We start from the raw sequence: 17,227 nt of genomic DNA, 5'->3' as shown, positions 1-17,227 counted from the left end.
GTGTGCCGCTTTCAGTGCAGGGGTGGTTCAGGATCAGGAACGCAGGGCGTCGGAGAACCAGCCGGTGATGGTGGCCGGATGGGTGATGGCGGTTCCGACGACGACGGCGAAAGCGCCGGCCTCGAGCGCCTGGCGGGCCTGGGCAGGTGTGTGGATCCGTCCTTCCGCGATCAGCGGCCTGCCGAGCTCCGCGGAGGCGATCTGCTCCAGCAGGGCAAGGTCGGGGCCCGTCGTCTTCGGGCGCTCGCCCGTGTAACCGGCCAGGGTGGTGCCCACCAGGTCGGCCCCTGCGTCCACGGCGGCGGCGGCGTCGTCCAGGGAACCGCAGTCGGCCATCACCAGCGCGTGGGATTCGCCACGGATGCCGGCGATCGTCTGCGCGAGGGAGAGCCCGTCCGGGCGCTCGCGGCGCGTGCCGTCCAGGGCCACCACATGGGCGCCGGCGTTCGCCACGGCCAGCGCGTGGCGAAGCGTGGGGGTGATGAACACGCCGTCGTGGCCGTCCTTCCAGAGCCCGATGACGGGAACTTCGACGGCGGCGCGGGTGAACTGGACATCCGCCAGCCCCTGGACCCGGACCGCGGCAGCCCCGCCTGCCACCGCTGATGCGGCAACCTGGCCGGTGGTGCGGGGGTCCCGCATGGGCTCCCCGGGGTAGGCCTGGCAGGAGACGACCAGCTGTGAACGGAGGGCAGCAAGGCCCTGTGGCGTGAGGATCAAAGTGTCTCCCGGAGGTCGTCGACGGAGCTGGGCGGGGTGAGGACAAGGCTGGCAGCGCCGATCACGGCAGCAGTGTTGCCCAGGGCGGCCGGGCGGACCGGCAGCCCCGCGAGCGGGGCCAGCAGTTCAGCCCGGAGGGCGGCTTCCATCGGCTTCCACCATAGTTCGCCGGCGTCGGCCAGGCCGCCGGAAACGACCACGAGTTCAGGATCCAGGACATTGGCAAGGCCGCCCACCGCCTGCCCGGCAGCGCCGGCGGCGTCCCTGACCGCCGTGGTGGCGGCAGCATCGCCGTCGTGCGCCAAAGCGAAAACCGCACGGGTGTCCGGGACGTCGGGGGACCCGCCGAGGCGCACATAGGCCTCGCGGATCGCCGGCCCGGACGCGATCGCTTCAACATGGCCGGCCCTTCCGCAGACGCACGGCAGGGCCCGGCCGCGGCTGTACGCGAAAGGGGACGCAAGGTGGCCCACATGGCCGGCCACGTAGCGGTGACCCAGGACCGGACTGCCGGCCAGGACGAAGCTGCCGCCGACCCCTGTGCCGAAGGCCACCAGCAACGAACTGGCGGTTTCGGCTGCCGCCCCGGTCCAGGACTCGCCAAGCGCGTGCGCGTGGACATCGTTAACGGCACGAACCGACTCCGGGGTGAGGCCAAGCCGGCCGGCGAGCCCCGCCGCCAGCTCAGTCCCGGCCCAGCCCAGGATGGCATCCGTTGCTGACACCACCACACCGCGCCCGGCATCAATCACACCGGCCGAACCAACGCCCGCTCCGACAATCCCAAGGCTATTGGCCGTGGCCCGGGACATGAGCCCGGAAACCAGCGCCGCCGTCGCGTTGAGGATTGCCTCGCCGCCGTCGCGGTTCAGCGTCGGAATGGTCTCCGAAAACAGCACCTCCCCGACCTCCGAAACAACCCCGGCAGCAGTCTTGGTGCCGCCCAGGTCAACGCCGATTGCGTACTGCATTTCTTTCCTCACATACGTTCCGGTGTTGAGCATGGTCGAAACCGGGACCCCGGCAGGCTCGATCACGGGGCCGAACTTAGACCAGGCCGTTGCGCTCGAGAACGGTGCGGATCGTGGCGGCTTCGTCGTCGTTCAGGGACAGCATGGGCTGGCTCATGGTGTTGGATTCAATGACGCCCATGAGCTGCAGGGCGGTCTTGAAGGCGCCCAGGCCTGCGGCTCCGCCGGAGACCCGGCCGTTGGGGGCGTAGACGATTTCGAAGACGTCGGCCAGGCGGTCCTGTTCGCGGGCGGCGCCGGCCCAGTCGCCGGCCCGGGCGGCGTCGAAGAGTCGTCGGTAGCCGGCGGGGTCAACGTTGCCGAGGCCCGGGACAACGCCCTGGGCGCCGCCGAGGAGGGCGCCGTCAACTACGACTTCGTGGCCGGTGAAGATGTCGAAGTCCGGGATGTCCTTGGCGGCAAGGAGCAGTTGGCGGAACGAGACGTCGTCGCCGGAGGAGTCCTTGACGCCGGCGATCACTCCGTCGCGGCCCAGGCGGACCAGCAGGTCCGTGGGCAGCTTGAAGTGGGTGCGGACCGGGACGTCGTAGGCGAAGATCGGCTTCTCGATGGCGGCGTGGATGCTGCGGAAGTGGGTTTCGGTCTCCGCCGTGTTGCCGATGGCGTAGTACATGGACGTGACCACTATCGCGTCGGCGCCAAGGTCAACTACCTTGCGTGCTTCTTCGATGACTCGGTTGGTGGTCTGCTCGTTGGCGCCCACGATTAGCGGGACGGCTCCGGCGTTGGCGTCGGCGATGGTGGAGACCACCAGCTCACGCTCCGCGTTGGTCAGGTAGGGGACTTCGCCGGAGGATCCGAGGACGAAAAGTCCGGACACACCGCCGTCGATCAGGTGCTTGGTGACGTTCTTCAGCGACGCAGTGTCGATGCTGCCGTCGGTGTGGCGGGGGGTGATGACCGGGGGGATGACGCCCTGGAACTGAGTGGACACAGAATTCTCCGTTGTTTGTAGCTTGTGAAGGGAAAAACTAGATGTGGAGCAGGCTTGGCGCGGCGCCCAGCAGCTTCTTGGTGTAGTCGTTGATGGGGTGGTCGAAGACCTGGCTGGCTGTGCCTTGTTCGACGATCTTGCCGAAGTACATGACGCAGATGCGGTCGGAGACGTAGCGGACGGTCTGGATGTCGTGCGAGATGAACACCATGCCGAGGTTCAGGCGGGTCTTCAGGTCGGACAGCAGGTTCAGCACCTGCGCGCGGACGGAGACGTCGAGGGCCGAGGTCGGCTCGTCCGCCACGATGATGTCCGGATCCAGTGCCAGGGCGCGGGCGATCGCCACACGCTGGCGCTGGCCGCCGGACACCTGGGACGGCGTGACTTCTGCGGCTGACTGCGGCAGGCCTACCAGCGCCAGGAGTTCCTTGACCGTGGCAGCGCGGGTGGCCGCGGTGCCTATGCCGTGGATCTGCAGGGGGTCGGTCAGGATGTCCTGGATGGTCATGCGCGGGTTCAAGGCGGTTGCCGGGTCCTGGAAGACCACGGAGACGGAGCGGCCGAATTCCTTGCGCATGGCTGCGTTGCGCTTGATGGCGGGCTTGCCGTGGAAGAGGACCTGGCCCGACGTCGGCTGCTGGAGACCCACGAGTACCGAAGCAAGCGTTGATTTGCCGCAGCCGGACTCACCCACGATGCCGACGGTTTCACCCCGGCTGATGGTGAAGTCCACGCCGTCGACTGCCTTGACGATGTTCGGGCGGAACAGCCCCCCGGTCCGCGCATGGTGGTAGACCTTCAGGTCCTTGAGTTCGATGACCGGCTTGCCGGTTGATTCACTCATTTCGCGTCCTCCTTCAGGTGGCTCGCCCAGTAGTGGTCAGCGTCGTCGCCCTGGGCCGACCGAACGGCTGTGAGCACCAGTCGCTGGTTGGGGTCGGCGTCGGGGCGCAGTGAGCGCGCCGCGAAGCGGTCGCCCGGGGCGAAGTCGCGCGGGGACGGCACGGTGCCGGGGATCTGGTGCAGGCGGACGGCGTCGGCCTCAATGGACAGGACGGCGCCGAGCAATCCCCGGGTGTACTCGTGCTTCGGGTTTTGCAGGAGCTCGGAGGCCTGGGCGGATTCCACCACCTGGCCGGCGTACATGACCGTGATGCGGTGGGCCAGGGATGCCACCAGTGCGAGGTCGTGACTGACAAAAACCATGGCGAAGCCGAGCTGGTCGCGCAGTTCGTTGAGCAGGTCCACAACCTGCTTCTGGACGGTGACGTCCAGGGCGGTGGTGGGCTCGTCGGCAACAACGATCTTCGGTGAACGGGAGAGTGCCATGGCGATCAGCACGCGCTGGCGCTGGCCGCCGGAGAGCTCGTGCGGGTAGCTGGCCAGCGTGCGGACGGGATCCAGCTTGACCATCTCAAGCCATTCAGTGGGGGTCTTGCGTCCCCCGCGGCGGGTCAGCTGCTCCATCTGGTCCTTGATTTTCATGGACGGATTCAGGGAGCTGAGGGCGTCCTGGTAGACCATGGCGATCTGTTCGCCGCGCAGGCCCTCATAGGCCTTGGGGCTGCTGTGCCTGGTATCGGCGTCGAGGAGTTCCTTGCCGTCGAACATGATGGATCCGGTGATCTGCGCCGTCTTGGGCAGGAGCCCCATGACGGCCAGCGAGGTGATCGACTTGCCGCAGCCGGACTCACCAACGAGGCCCATGGTTTCTCCTTCGCGGACCGTGAAGGAGACGTTGTCCACGATCGCGGTGTCGCCGAAGCGGCCCGGGAAGCGGATGGACAAGTTCTTGACCTCCAGGACGTTGCGGGCGCCGGCCGGGACCTGGGGAAGACGGTCGGTGCGTTTGGCTTCAATGGCTGCCAGCAGTTCCAGTTCCCTGTCGAGCAGGACGTGCGGGCTGGCGGCGGCCACCTTGACATCAGTCAGCAGGGCTGACTTGTTGTAGTGCTCCTCGGTGAGGGCGTCGCGGGAAGCCGCCCGGACGCCGTCGAGCTCGTGTTCTTCCACCACGGACGGCTGGGCGACGGACGTGGCAACTTCAGTGCCTACAGCGGCGCCGGCAACCGATGAAGCAGTTCCGTCGTCGTCCTTTACCACGGGAGCCCTGCGCAGCTTCGGGTTCACCATCGCGTCGGTGAGGCCTTCGGCCAGGATGTTCAGGGCCAGGACGGTCAGCAGGATGGTGAGGCCGGCGAAGGTGGTGGCCCACCAGCCGCCCGAGAGGACGAGGTTGCGGCCGTAGGAGATGACGTTGCCCCAGGACGGGGCGGGATCCTGCACGCCGGCACCGAGGAAGGACAGCGAGGCCTCGAGGATGATGGCATCCGCCACCATAACCGTGGCGAACACGAGGACGGGGGCCGCGGTGTTCCGGACGATGTGCTTGAGCAGGATGTAGAACCGGCCTGCGCCGATCACCCGCTCGGCGCGGACGTAGTCCTCGCCGTACTGCGACAGCACGTTGGCGCGCACCACGCGGGCCAGCTGCGGGGTGTAGATGACCGCAATCGCCACGATGATGGTGGGTACCGAGTTGCCGAAGGCCGCCAGCAGGACCGCGGCCAGGGCTATGCCGGGGAACGCCATGAGGATGTCCATCAGGCGCATGATCAGTTCATTGACGGCCTTGCTGGACGTGGCCGCCAGGGATCCCAGCAGGGCGCCCGCCGCTACGGCCAGCGCCACGGCGCCGAGGCCGATCAGCAGCGAGGACTGCGAGCCGTACAGCAGGCGGGAGAAGATGTCCCGGCCCAGCCGGTCGGTGCCGAAAAGGTGTTCACCTCCGGGTGCGGTGGCGGGGATGAAGGTTTCGAGCGGGTCGTGCGGGGCGAGCACCGGAGCCAGGATGGCGGCGGCGATGATGGCCACCAGGAACACGAGCGCAAAGCGGGAGCTCCACGGCAGGGCCTTGAAGCGGATCCCGGGGGCACTGAGCCGTTCAGCGAGTTTGCTTCGCATGGGTCAGACCGTCCTGATTCGGGGGTTGATGAGCAGGTAGAGAAGGTCGACGGCGATGTTCACCAGGACAAAGGTGACCGAGATGGTCAGCACTACCCCCTGCACCAGGTTGACGTCGAGGTTGGTGATGCCGTTGAGGATCAGCTGGCCCATGCCGGGGAGGGCAAAGATCATTTCAATCACGACGGCGCCGCCCAGCAGGTAGCCGATCCTGAGCCCCAGCACGGTCACCGGTGTGACCAGGGCGTTCCGCAGCACGTTCCGGGACACCACTTCGCGGTAGGGCACGCCGTTGCCGATGGCTGTGCGGACGTAGTCCCGGTCCAGTTCCTCCACCATCGAGGTGCGGACCACGCGGATGAGGGACGCCGAGACCGGGATGCCGAGGGCGAGGGCCGGGAGGGCCATCGAGTTGAGCCAGCCGCCAAAGCCGGATTCCGGCGTCGCGATGCCGCCCGAGGGGAACATCGGGCTGGAACCGAGGGCGAACCACTGGATCAGCAGGATGCCAAGCCAGAACGACGGCGTGGCGACCGCCGCGATTGAGAACACCCGCACCAGCTGGTCCTGCCACTTGTCCCGGTAAAGAGCCCCGACGATTCCGAAGGCCAACGACAGCACGACGGCGATGAGCACGCCAAACAGCGTCAACTGAAGGGTCAGGGGGAAGGCCGAACCGATCATGGTGGCCACCGACTTCGCCGGGGGAGTGGTGACTCCCAGGTCAAAGCGGAGCAGCTTGGCGAGGAAGCCCAGGTACTGCAGGAACAACGGGTCGTTCAGGCCGTTGTCCTGCCGGTACTGTTCCTTGGCTTCCTCGCTGGCGCCCTCACCGAGGGCGCTGCTGGCCTGGTCGCCGGGTGCGGCCTGCAGGACCAGGAACACCAGCAAGGTGATGCCCAGAATCATCAGGGGCAGTGCTGCGAGCCTTCGGCCGAGCAGACGCAATATCGTGACCAATGTATTCTCCGGTTGATCTGGGGTGGCTTTGGCCTAGGCCGTGCGGCCGACGCCGACGAACGAGACGCCGGTGGTGGGCAGCGGCTTGAAGCCACTGAGTTTGGTGGAATCCCACGCGCTGGGGAGCTGGCGGTGGAAGATCGGGTACAGGGGCACTTCCTCGGAAACCAGGTCGACGATTTCGCCGGTCAGCTTCTTGGCCTCGTCCCCGGCGGACTGCCCGGCTTTGGCCATCAGATCCACGAGCTGCGCGCGTTCCGGGGTGGCAGCCCAGTTGGCGCGGCCCTTCATCCAGGTGTCCCCGGCGTAGAACCAGCTCAGCAGCAGGTCGGCGTCGTTTCCGAAGACCGAGGGGTCGCCCGGAGCCGCAACCACGCTGTAGTCGCCCTTGCCCACCCGGTCCGCGTACAAGGCGCCGGACTGCAGGTTCTTGAGTGTGACCTTCACTCCTGGGATCTTGTTCCAGGACTCGAGCATCAGCGGGGCGACATCCTTGACCCAGGCGGTGTCAGTGGTCAGCAGTTCGAACTCCAGGCTGGTGACGCTGGCTTCCTTGAGCAGGTCCGCGGCTTTGGCGGCGTCGTAGGAGTAGACGTTCTTCGCTTTGACGTAGTCCGGGTGGCCTTCCTGGAAGTAGGAGCTGGCTGCCTTGGCGTTGCCGAACAGGGCCTTCTTGATGATGGAGTCCTTGTCCAGGCCATAGTGCAGGGCCTGGCGGACGCGCTTGTCGCTGAACGGGCCCTTGGTGCAGTTGAACATCAGGAACAGCATGCCGAAGGACTGGACGGATTCCACGGTGGCCTTGGCCTTGAGGCCGTCCACGTCCAGGTAGGGGACGTCCTCGATTGCCTGCACGCGGCCGGACTGCATGGCGGTGACGCGCGCTGCGGCGTCGGAGAGCAGCAGCCAGGTCATGCCCTTTGCCAGGGCGGGCATGGGGCCGTTGTAGTCAGGGTTGGCTTCGAAGACGATCTTGTCGTCCTTGACTGCCGAGATGAGTTTGTACGGTCCGGTGCCCACCGGCTTGGCGTCGAAAGCCTTGAGTTGTTCCGAGCCCAGCGGGAAGTTGGCCAGGGCCTTGGGGACAACCTTGACCACGGAGATCCGCGGGCCGAACCCGGGGAAGGCGTACTTGAGGGTGAACTCGACCGTGGCCGCATCAACGGCCTTGACTTCCTTGATGAAGGGGATGAACTGCGAGAACAGGGACTTGTTTGCCGGATCCATCACACGGGTGAACGAGAAGACGACGTCGTCTGCCGTGACCGGGGTGCCGTCGTGGAACTTGGCGCCCTGGCGAAGGGACACCCGGTAGGTGGTGGGGCTGACCATCTTCGGGTCCTCGGCGGCGAGTGCGTTGTACGGCTCGCGGGTGGCCGGGTGCAGTTCCACCAGGCCTTCGTAGACGTGCAGGTTGGCGGCAAGGGGCGTGGCGCCTGAGGAGGACAACGGATCGAACCCGGTGGACAGGGCGTAGGAGATGCCGGCCTCGATGATGAGGTCCTTGTTGACGGGTGCCGTGTTTCCGGAGGCGCCTGCCGTGGTGGCTGCAGGCCCGCCGCAGGCAGCCAGGGAGCTGGCGAAAGCAGCCGCGACCCCCGCTGCTCCGGTCAATTTAAGGAAACTCCGGCGGCTGGCGGAATTGACCAGCTGACGGTTCTTGATCGTCTTATCCATGAGGTGCCTCACCGTTCAGATTAGTTATCGGATGTAGGACGTCCGATGCTCGTAGGAAAAACTGTAAGGGTGGTCACATGCTTCCGTCAAGTGTGAGCCGGCTCGCTTTGGCGTGCGGTTCCGGGCATTTACTCTGGAGATATGACATCCCACCTCTTTTCTTCAGCCGATGGCATTCAGTTGGCGCGCCCCGACGTTGAGCACGTGCTGGCGGAGCGCGGCAGGGGCGGCTACCGGCAGTACAGGATTCCAGCGATGGCTGTGACTGCCCGCGGCACCCTGCTCGCCGCATACGACGGACGACCCAACCTTGATGATCTTCCCAGCCCGATTGATCTTCTGCTACGGCGCAGTGGTGACAGCGGGCGCTCCTGGCAGGCTCAGCAAGTGGTGCGCACCGGCGTCGGGCTTGAGGGGTACGGGGATCCAAGCCTGCTGGTGGACGCCGGGACGGGCCGGATCTTTATGTTCCACGCGGCAGGCACCCGCGCCGGTTTCTTCGAAGCCGCCGAAGGTGCGGGGAACGACGACGACGTCCAGCACTGCGACGTCAGCTACTCCGACGACGACGGGCTGACCTGGCGGCACCGGCGGCTCACGGCCCAGCTCAAGCTCGCAGCCGGCCGCGACCGCGGAATTACCGGAATCTTCGCGGCGGCGGGGCAGGGCATCCAAATCCATGCCGGACCGTTCGCCGGGAGACTCGTCCAGCAGTACGTGGTGCTGGTGCAGGGGGAGATTTTGGCGGCGTCCGCCTACAGCGACGACCACGGCGAAACCTGGTCGCTGGGGGAGCTCATCGGCCCTTCGGCGGCCGGCGGGCAGGCGGGCGCGCCGACAGGAGGCGGGGTGGCGCCCAACGAGAACAAGGTTGTCTGCCTCAGCGACGGCAGGCTCCTGCTGCACAGCCGCGCCACTCCCCGCCGGCTATCAGCGATCTCCCGCGACGGCGGGCACAGCTGGGGTCCGCTGACCGCCGTTGCGGACCTCCCCGATCCCGGCGACAACGGCTCCGTGGCCCGTTTTGACGGGCTGCCGCTTCCCCCGGGCCATGCCACCGCGGAAACGGACGCATGGTTGCTTGCAACCAACAACCACGACACCGCGTTGCGCCGCAACACCGTGCTCAGCCTCTCCCGGGACAATGGAGCAAGTTGGCCGGCGAAGCTCGCCATTTGCCCGGGCAGCTCGGCGTATTCAACGGCGGCCAGGCTGCCCGACGGGAACATCGGAGTCCTCTACGAGCGCCAGGGCTACCGCGAAATTGTGTTCTGCTCCATTCCGGCAGCCCAGCTCACGGATGCCGCCGCGCCCCGTCAGGGCACCCGCCGTGCCACCCGTGAGGACTCCGGTGAGCCAGCCGGGCAGCCTGCCGGACCGGCCTCCGGCCAGCCTGCCGGACCCGCAGCAGGGATGGTGTTCGACATGGAACTCCGCTCTGTCACGCCCGGCCGTCCGGAGGTCTGGCAAAACGCCGGCGAATTCCACGTGATGGCCGCCGATGCGGGCGAGTGGGACGTCCACACATGGAAGGAGATCGGCCAAGGATACTCGGCTGAATCAGCCCAGGTGATCGGAACGCGCGAGGCGCAGGACCTGAACTACGGGCCGGTCATCCCCGGCTACAAGGCGGGGGACATCCTTGCCTTCACCGGACGGGCGCGCAACAGTGGCCGGGAGGTGCTGGCCGGCGTGCGGCTGACGGGTCCGGGGGCGGAAGAGTTCGGTCCGGCAGACCTGCAGCCCGGCGAGGAATCGCTGTATTTCACCCCTGTCTGCACGGTGACGGCGCGGGACGTGGAACGCGGCTCGCTCGACGTCAGGTACGGGGTGGAGTGGACGGCGGGCGGCGTGAACCGGCGGCTTGAGCGCCGGTTCACGTTCAACATGGCCGACGGCAGCGTGCGCGTTGGTCCGGTGTAAGGCAAGCCGCGAGCCGGCGCGTGGCGGTGTCTAGAGGAACCGGTCCAGCAGGCTCGCCTCGGCCATCCGGCTCAGTCCTTCCCGAACCGTGCGGGCGCGCTGGTCGCCGATGCCGTCCACGGTCATGAGGTCATCGATGGTGGCCGCCATCAGGTACTGGAGGCCGCCGAAGTGGTCAACGAGCCTGTCCGCCACGGCCTTGGGCACCGCCTTCAGGCCGGAGAGGAGCCGGTATCCGCGCGGCTGCACCACGGCGTCGAGGGTCTCCACGCCGCCCGCGAAGCCGATAATGCCGGCAATCCTGCTCAGGTCGATCAGCTCGGTGGGGCCGAGGCCCAGCAGGGCACTGACGGCGCCCTCGATGTCCTCCGGCGACGCGTTGGGTCCGGCGTAATCGCGGATGATCACATCGCTGCCGGGTCCCCGGCCTACCGTGAGTTCATCCAGCTGCAGCGAAAGCAGCCGTCCGTCCTCGCCGAGCTCCAAGACGTACTGGGAGATTTCCTCGGAGATCCGGCGCACCATTTCCTGGCGCTGCAACGTCACCGCGACGTCCCGGACTGTCACCATGGCTTCGATTTCCAGCGCGGAAAGGGAGCTGGTGACCTGGTCCAGGCGGGAGCGGTAGCGTTCCAGGGTGGCCAGCGCCTGGTTGGCGCGGGCAAGGACCTTCTCGGAGCCTTCCAGGACGTGCCGCAGGCCGTTCACGTAGAGGGCGATGATCTGCATGGACTGGCTGACTGAGATCACGGGGACGCCGGTCTGGATGGCGACGCGCTCGGCCGTCCGGTGCCTGGTTCCGGATTCCTGGGTTTCGATGCTCGAATCCGGAACCAGCTGCACAGCGGCCCGGAGGATGTTGCCGGCGTCCTTGTCGCAGATGATGGCGCCGTCCATTTTGGCGAGTTCGCGAAGCCTGGTGGGGGAGAAGTCGATCCCGATATCGAATCCGCCGGAACAGATGGATTCAATGGTGCGGTCCGAGCCCAGAACGATCAATGCGCCGGTGCGCCCGCGGAGGATGCGTTCCAGGCCATCGCGCAGAGCGGTGCCTGGAGCCACTCTGCCCAGAGTCGCCTTAAGCGAATCTTCAGGGCTCCGAGCCATAGGTTTTCCCTTCAAAGGTGCAAGCCGCTGCCTGCAAGTACGCCGGTTTTACGATTCCGCCGGCAGGATCAAAAGTACTCATTTCCCCACTGGCTCCATACTAGGGGCAAAGAAGCGCATTAACCGCACGGACAAGCCTCAAAGTGGCTCGTTTGGACTGCGCTGGCGATGCCCCGGAAGACCCCTGACGACGACGGCGGGAGGCGGCGGTTGGGGCGCCCACCGGCGGCTCCTGCCGCCCTGCGATAAACTGGAAACCTTGGCTGCACAGTTCACGCCTGCCGGCCCCCGCGTTAAAGTCGCGTTCGCCCCACGTTCGCATCCCTTACCAGCCCCCATGTCGCAGCGAAAGTAGCACCGTGTCTCAAGAAGTCCTTAGCCCCGCCCGAGTCCAGGAGATTCACAAGCAGGCGGCCCGGCGTCGGACTTTCGCGGTCATTTCCCACCCTGACGCCGGCAAGTCAACGCTCACTGAGGCGCTGGCCCTGCACGCGAAGGTGATCGGCACCGCCGGCGCGTCCAGCGGCAAGGCCAACCGCAAGGAAACGGTCTCGGACTGGATGCAGATGGAAAAGGACCGCGGCATCTCCATCAGTTCCGCAGCCCTGCAGTTCGCCTACCGGGACACCGTGATCAACCTCCTGGACACCCCCGGCCACGCCGACTTCTCCGAGGACACCTACCGCGTCCTGGCCGCCGTTGACTGCGCAGTCATGCTGGTTGACGCGGCCAAAGGCCTGGAAACGCAGACCATGAAGCTCTTCGAGGTCTGCAAGCAGCGCAACCTGCCCATCATCACGGTGATCAACAAGTGGGACCGCCCCGGCCTGGATGCGCTGGCCCTCATGGACGAAATCACCGACCGTACGGGGCTCCAGCCCATGCCGCTGACCTGGGCCGTGGGTATCTCGGGCGACTTCCGCGGCGTGTGGGACCTCCGCAACGACCGCTTCGCCCGGTTCCAGCGCAACAATGCCGGCGCCAACATCGCGCTCACTGAGTACTTCACCCCCGAGGAAGCCGCCGTCAACCAGGGCGACGACTGGTCCAATGCCGTGGACGAAGCCGGGCTGGTCATCGAATCCAACCTGGAGTTCGACGTCGACGCCTTCCACGCAGGCAAGGCCACTCCCATCCTCTTCAGCTCCGCGGCCCTTAACTTCGGCGTCAAGGAAATCCTGGACGCCCTGGTGGATTTCGCGCCGCCGGCCGCGCCCCGTCCCGACGTCGACGGCGAACCCCGTGCGGTGGATGCGCCGTTCGCGGGCTTCGTCTTCAAGGTCCAGGCCGGCATGAACAAGGCCCACCGCGACCACGTCGCCTTTATCCGCGTTTGCTCCGGCGTGTTCGAGCGCGGCATGGTGGTCACCCAGACCCGCACCGGAAAGTCGTTCGCCACCAAGTACGCCCAGCAGGTGTTCGGCCGTGAGCGCGAGGTCATTGACGAAGCCTTCCCCGGCGACGTCGTCGGCCTGGTCAACGCTTCGTCCCTCCGGGTGGGGGACAGCCTGTTCCTGGACGAACCCGTGGAGTTCCCCGCGATCCCGCTGTTCGCACCGGAGCACTTCCAGGTTGCACGCTCCAAGGACCCCAGCCGCTTCAAGCAGTTCCGCCGCGGCATCGAGCAGCTTGAGCACGAGGGCGTTATCCAGGTGCTCCGCTCCGACATCCGAGGCGACCAGGCGCCGGTGCTCGCCGCCGTCGGCCCCATGCAGTTCGAAGTGGTGGAGGACCGCATGGCGCATGACTTCAGCGCGCCGATGCGCCTGGAGCGGCTCCCGTACTCGATGGCAAGGATTTCGACGGCGGACGCCATGCCCGCGCTCGCCAACGTGCCGGGCGCCGAGGTGCTGCTGCGCTCCGACGGCGAATACCTGGCCCTCTTCAACGACATTTGGGCGCTGCGCCGGATCGAGAAGAACCACCCGGACCTGACCCTGGTGCCGATCGGCACACACAACCCCGCCAAATAGCGGGCCCTCCGTCAGTTCCGCGACCGTCGCCGGGATATCATAAGCATACTTATCAAATAAACAGCTGAGAGGCCGATCATGGCTGCAAGCATGGAACCCGGCTACCTCCTCAGCGGCCGATACCGGATTGAGGCCCTGATTGGCCGCGGGAGCCAGTCCGGCGTCTACCGGGCCTTCGATGAACTCCTGCAGCGCGAAGTCGCGGTCAAACTCTTCCGCGACGACCCCGGGAACCTGGACCACACGCGCCGCCAGGGCGAGGAAGTCCGCATCCTGGCAGGAATGAGCCACCACGCGCTGGTCACCTTGCTGGATGCGGGGGCGGACCTCAGCGATCCCCGGCACCGCCGCACGTACCTGGTCATGGAACTGGTGCGCGGCCCGGACCTGCGCGCACGCGCGGCCCAGGGCCCCATCAACGCCGCGCATCTGGCGCTGATCGGCCACGACCTTGCGGACGGACTCGCGTACATCCACCACCACGGCATCGTCCACCGCGACGTCAAGCCCGCCAACATCCTCCTGGTGGACTACAACAACGATAACCGCCGGCCACGCGCCAAGCTGAGCGATTTCGGCGTGGCCATGATCCTCGGGGACGGGCAGCGCACCGGCCCCGGGGAAAGCTCCGGCACCCCGCAGTACCTCAGCCCGGAACAGGCCGCCAGCGAGCGGGTGGGGCCGCCCAGCGATGTGTACTCCCTGGGACTGGTCCTGCTCGAGGGACTGACCGGCGATCCCGTGTACCCCGGTGCGCCGATCGCCTCAGCCATGGCGCGGCTCTTGCGGGATCCGCACATCCCCGATGTCGTGGCACCCAAATGGGCTGCCCTGCTCAGTTCCATGCTGTCCCGTGAGCCTTCGGCCCGGCCAAGTGCCCGGGACGTTTCCCTTGCCCTCCGGCAGGAAGTCATCAGCGCCGCCGGGCGCCACCGGAGCATCAGTCCGGCTCCGTCCGGGGTGCCGGCGGAAGCACCGCCGTCGTACGATTCCGCCGCGAACGAAGAGGCGCGGATGCGCGCCGTCGAACGCTACCGGATCCTGGACACGCCCCCGGACGGCACGTTCGACCGGATCGTAGGCCTCGCGGCGCGGATGTTCTCCGTGCCCGTGGCCATCGTCAGCGTGGTGGACCACGACCGGATCTGGTTCAAAGCCCATCACGGGACCGAGGTGGGCGAGATCGGGCGGGACCCCGGGCTATGTGCTTCCGCCATCCTGCAGGACGAGGTCTGGGTGGTCCCGGACGCCGTCACGGACCCGCGCACCCTGGCGAACCCGCTCGTCGCGGGCGAGTTCGGACTGCAGTTCTATGCCGGAGTGCCGCTGCGCACCCCCGACGGCTACAACCTCGGGACGATCTGCATCCTGGACCGCCAGCCGCGGGAGTTCACTGCCGAGGATTCCCGCGCGCTGGAGGACCTGGCCGCCATCGTGATGAACGACCTCGAGCTGCGGCTGCAAAGCCGCGGCGCAATGGCGGCCGGCAGATGAGCGGCCGCCTAGCGCCGCCCCGCATGCAGGGCCAGTTCCAGCTCGAACCGGGCCCGCGGGTCTTCCAGCGCATCGCCGAAGAGTTCCCGCAGCTGGGCCGCCCGGTAACCCACTGTCTGCGGATGGATGCCGAGCTCGGCCGCCACCGGAGCCCGCTGGCCCCAGTGCCGCAGCCAGGAGAGGAGGGTCTCCGCGAGCCTTTCGCGCTGCGCCGGACGCAGGCCCTCCAGCGGCGCAAGCCTGCGCTCCGCCAGTTCCGCGATGGCCGAGGGCTCGGAGCCGAGCACGATCTGGGCCAGGTGGTCATCCGCCCAGATGGGCGGATCCTCGGGGTCTTCCCGCGGCGGCAGCACCGAGGCCGCCAGCACGGCGAGCCGCAGCGAATCGGGCACCTTCTCCCAGCTGCCGGCCGGCCCCACGGAAGCGGACCTGCCCTTCAATACCTTCTCCAGCGCCCCCCGGGCGGCCTCGGACTTCCGGGACGGGACAAGCGCCACGGCATCCGTTTCGCGCTCAACCACCAGTGTGCCCGGCCCCAGCTGCAGCCGCAGCCCTGCGGACCGGTCCAGCGGAAGCGTGACCACCACCATCCTCGCCGGCAGCGACCAGTCGGCCATGGAGGCCGCCTGCCGCAGGGCGGCCTCGTCCGCCTGGCCCATCAGCAGCAGCTCCAGCAGTTCGGTCCTGCGCCGGTCCACGGCCCCGGCCCGCTCGGACTGTTCAAAGGCGTAGGCCTCGGCGCTCACGGCGGACAGTTCGTCGATGTACGCCAGGATCGATTCGCCCAGGTCCACCACGACGCTCTGGCCCAGGTCCTTTTCCATCGAGATGCGCGACATCTCCCGGAACGTCACGCGGGCACCCATGCGGTAGGCGCTCAGCAGCGCGTCCATGCTCCGGCCCTGGCGGAATTCGCCGCTGCCAAGACCCGCCACGAGCTGCCGGCTTTCCTCGGACAGGGCGGGGAGCCTGGTGCCGGGAAGCTGCAGGAACCGCTCCAGTGCCGCAGCCACCCCGCGCCGCAAACCGCGCCCGAAGCGGCCCTCAATAGGCCTGGCATAGGCAGGAACCAGTTGCGGGACGGCGTCGATGATGGCCTCCACAATGCCGGGCATCTTGGGGCGCAGCAGGTCGCTGACCTCCCGGGGCAGTGCGAGCCACGGCGGATCGTAGGCGGGGGCGGCGGGACTCTTCGAGGCCGGAGGGTTCATGAGAGACTTCCATAAGTTGTTTCGGGGGAACAGTTTAGAACGTTCGATCGTATGCCTTGGGAGAAGAAATATGCCTCGATCCAACATAAGGTTAATAACATGATCCGGCTCCGTAAGCTGGCGCGCGCCGCATCTGTACTGACCACCCCGCTAGCTCCAGAAGATATTCTGTCGCTCTTCAATCCTGTGTTCTCTGCCCGCCAGTTGCGCGGCATAGTCACCAGGGTGGTCGCCGAGACGGCCGATTCCGCCACCATTTTCTTCCGCCCAGGCCGCGGCTGGAAGGCCCACCAGGCCGGCCAGTGGGCCCGCATCGGCGTCGAACTCGACGGCGTGCGGCACTGGCGTTCCTATTCCCTGAGCGCCCCCGCCGGCCAGGATCCAGCCATTACCGTGACCGACGTAGGCGCCGTTTCCGGCGTCCTGGTCCGCAACACCCGCCCCGGTGACGTGCTGTTCCTGGCTCCGCCGCAGGGCGACTTCGTCCTCCCGGAGCACCCGCGGCCCCTGCTGATGCTCACCGCGGGGAGCGGCATCACCCCGGTCATGTCGATGATCCGCACGCTCGTCCCGCACCGCCCGGACTCCGACGTTGTGCTGATCCATTCAGCCCGGACCCCGGAAGACAGCATCTTCCGGGAAGAACTGTCGGAGCTTGCAGACCAGTTCCCCAACTTCAAGGTGACCCACTGGTTTACCGGCGAACGCGGCCGGGTGGACTTCTCATCTGCCGCGGTGCTGGACGAACTCTGCCCGGACTGGCGCCACCGCGCAGCCTATGCGTGCGGCCCCGAAGGCTTCCTTGATGACGCCGAGGCGCTGTGGTCCGCAGAGGCCGCCGCTGCGGCGGAAGGTTCCGCGGCGGGCGGCGAATCCCACCAGCCGGAGGGGCCGTTTGCGGCCGACCCCATCAACCTCATCATCGAACGCTTCACCACCAGCCTGGCCGCCGGTGCAGGGCACGACGGCGGGCTGGTCACCTTTGAAGCCTCCGACCGCGAGGTGGAGGCGGACGGAAGCACGCCGCTGCTTGACGTCGGCGAAGACGCCGGCGTGCTGATGCCCAGCGGCTGCCGGATGGGCATCTGCCATAGCTGCCTCACCCCCCTGCGGGCAGGGCATGTCCGCGACCTCCGCACCGGTGAAGTCCACGGCGAGCCGGGCCAACTAATCCAGACGTGTGTATCGGCAGCCGCCGGACCCGTTAACCTCGACATTTGAGGAGCACCACCG

The 17,227-nt window shown here is 67.1% G+C and carries 13 protein-coding genes; 4 read left to right on the top strand and 9 right to left on the bottom strand.

Annotated features, from left to right (window positions below; genetic code table 11):
• Positions 1–33: 33 nt before the first annotated feature.
• The 7 genes from JOE31_RS00500 to JOE31_RS00470 form a co-directional block, all read right to left on the bottom strand.
• Entirely contained in the window at positions 34–720 is a 687-nt protein-coding gene (locus tag JOE31_RS00500; RefSeq protein WP_209741650.1) for an N-acetylmannosamine-6-phosphate 2-epimerase, read from the bottom strand.
• Positions 717–1,691, bottom strand: a complete 975-nt coding sequence (locus JOE31_RS00495) for an ROK family protein (RefSeq protein WP_209741649.1) — start codon at positions 1,689–1,691, stop codon at positions 717–719. Before JOE31_RS00495 ends, JOE31_RS00500 begins: the two co-directional genes overlap by 4 nt.
• Before the next feature lie 76 nt (positions 1,692–1,767).
• On the bottom strand, positions 1,768–2,685 hold the full coding sequence (locus JOE31_RS00490; protein ID WP_209741648.1) for a dihydrodipicolinate synthase family protein: 918 nt from the start codon (positions 2,683–2,685) through the stop codon (positions 1,768–1,770).
• A gap of 37 nt (positions 2,686–2,722) precedes the next feature.
• Positions 2,723–3,529 carry an ATP-binding cassette domain-containing protein gene (locus JOE31_RS00485; RefSeq protein ID WP_209741647.1) on the bottom strand — a complete coding sequence of 269 codons (807 nt, stop codon included), beginning with the start codon at positions 3,527–3,529 and terminating at the stop codon, positions 2,723–2,725.
• Positions 3,526–5,649, bottom strand: coding sequence for a dipeptide/oligopeptide/nickel ABC transporter permease/ATP-binding protein (locus tag JOE31_RS00480; RefSeq protein WP_209741646.1), 2,124 nt, complete (start codon positions 5,647–5,649; stop codon positions 3,526–3,528). Before JOE31_RS00480 ends, JOE31_RS00485 begins: the two co-directional genes overlap by 4 nt.
• 3 nt (positions 5,650–5,652) lie before the next feature.
• Positions 5,653–6,609 carry an ABC transporter permease gene (locus tag JOE31_RS00475; protein ID WP_280872496.1) on the bottom strand — a complete coding sequence of 319 codons (957 nt, stop codon included), beginning with the start codon at positions 6,607–6,609 and terminating at the stop codon, positions 5,653–5,655.
• A gap of 33 nt (positions 6,610–6,642) precedes the next feature.
• Positions 6,643–8,286, bottom strand: coding sequence for an ABC transporter substrate-binding protein (locus tag JOE31_RS00470; RefSeq protein WP_209741645.1), 1,644 nt, complete (start codon positions 8,284–8,286; stop codon positions 6,643–6,645).
• A gap of 141 nt (positions 8,287–8,427) precedes the next feature.
• Here JOE31_RS00470 and JOE31_RS00465 point away from each other — a divergent pair, with 141 nt between their 5' ends.
• Positions 8,428–10,209 (top strand): exo-alpha-sialidase, encoded by a 1,782-nt coding sequence (locus tag JOE31_RS00465; protein ID WP_209741644.1) that lies wholly within the window; start codon positions 8,428–8,430, stop codon positions 10,207–10,209.
• Positions 10,210–10,239: 30 nt separating this feature from the next.
• Here JOE31_RS00465 and disA read toward each other — a convergent pair whose 3' ends face one another.
• Positions 10,240–11,316, bottom strand: coding sequence for a DNA integrity scanning diadenylate cyclase DisA (gene disA / locus JOE31_RS00460; RefSeq protein ID WP_209741643.1), 1,077 nt, complete (start codon positions 11,314–11,316; stop codon positions 10,240–10,242).
• A 359-nt stretch (positions 11,317–11,675) separates the two neighbouring features.
• On the opposite strand from disA, the gene JOE31_RS00455 reads away from it, so the two are divergent.
• Positions 11,676–13,289, top strand: coding sequence for a peptide chain release factor 3 (locus tag JOE31_RS00455; protein ID WP_209741642.1), 1,614 nt, complete (start codon positions 11,676–11,678; stop codon positions 13,287–13,289).
• Positions 13,290–13,367: 78 nt separating this feature from the next.
• Positions 13,368–14,783, top strand: a complete 1,416-nt coding sequence (locus JOE31_RS00450; RefSeq protein WP_209741641.1) for a GAF domain-containing serine/threonine-protein kinase — start codon at positions 13,368–13,370, stop codon at positions 14,781–14,783.
• Between the two features lie 8 nt (positions 14,784–14,791).
• Here the strand turns inward: JOE31_RS00450 and JOE31_RS00445 are convergent, their stop codons facing one another.
• Positions 14,792–15,994 carry a CdaR family transcriptional regulator gene (locus JOE31_RS00445; RefSeq protein WP_209741640.1) on the bottom strand — a complete coding sequence of 401 codons (1,203 nt, stop codon included), beginning with the start codon at positions 15,992–15,994 and terminating at the stop codon, positions 14,792–14,794.
• A gap of 99 nt (positions 15,995–16,093) precedes the next feature.
• On the opposite strand from JOE31_RS00445, the gene JOE31_RS00440 reads away from it, so the two are divergent.
• Positions 16,094–17,215 carry a ferredoxin reductase gene (locus JOE31_RS00440; protein ID WP_209741639.1) on the top strand — a complete coding sequence of 374 codons (1,122 nt, stop codon included), beginning with the start codon at positions 16,094–16,096 and terminating at the stop codon, positions 17,213–17,215.
• The last annotated feature ends 12 nt before the right edge of the window (positions 17,216–17,227 follow it).

The organism is Arthrobacter sp. PvP023, assembly GCF_017832975.1.
GTDB lineage: Bacteria > Actinomycetota > Actinomycetes > Actinomycetales > Micrococcaceae > Arthrobacter.
Note: the sequence above shows the minus strand (reverse complement) of the source record. Positions and strands in the feature narration are given on the sequence as shown.

Coding starts and splice junctions, on each gene's coding strand:
- JOE31_RS00495 (WP_209741649.1), bottom strand. CDS start 1,691: ATGCAGTACGCAATCGGCGTTGACCTGGGCGGCACCAAGACTGCTGCC.
- JOE31_RS00485 (WP_209741647.1), bottom strand. CDS start 3,529: ATGAGTGAATCAACCGGCAAGCCGGTCATCGAACTCAAGGACCTGAAG.
- JOE31_RS00480 (WP_209741646.1), bottom strand. CDS start 5,649: ATGCGAAGCAAACTCGCTGAACGGCTCAGTGCCCCCGGGATCCGCTTC.
- JOE31_RS00470 (WP_209741645.1), bottom strand. CDS start 8,286: ATGGATAAGACGATCAAGAACCGTCAGCTGGTCAATTCCGCCAGCCGC.
- JOE31_RS00465 (WP_209741644.1), top strand. CDS start 8,428: ATGACATCCCACCTCTTTTCTTCAGCCGATGGCATTCAGTTGGCGCGC.
- disA (WP_209741643.1), bottom strand. CDS start 11,316: ATGGCTCGGAGCCCTGAAGATTCGCTTAAGGCGACTCTGGGCAGAGTG.
- JOE31_RS00450 (WP_209741641.1), top strand. CDS start 13,368: ATGGCTGCAAGCATGGAACCCGGCTACCTCCTCAGCGGCCGATACCGG.
- JOE31_RS00445 (WP_209741640.1), bottom strand. CDS start 15,994: ATGAACCCTCCGGCCTCGAAGAGTCCCGCCGCCCCCGCCTACGATCCG.
- JOE31_RS00440 (WP_209741639.1), top strand. CDS start 16,094: ATGATCCGGCTCCGTAAGCTGGCGCGCGCCGCATCTGTACTGACCACC.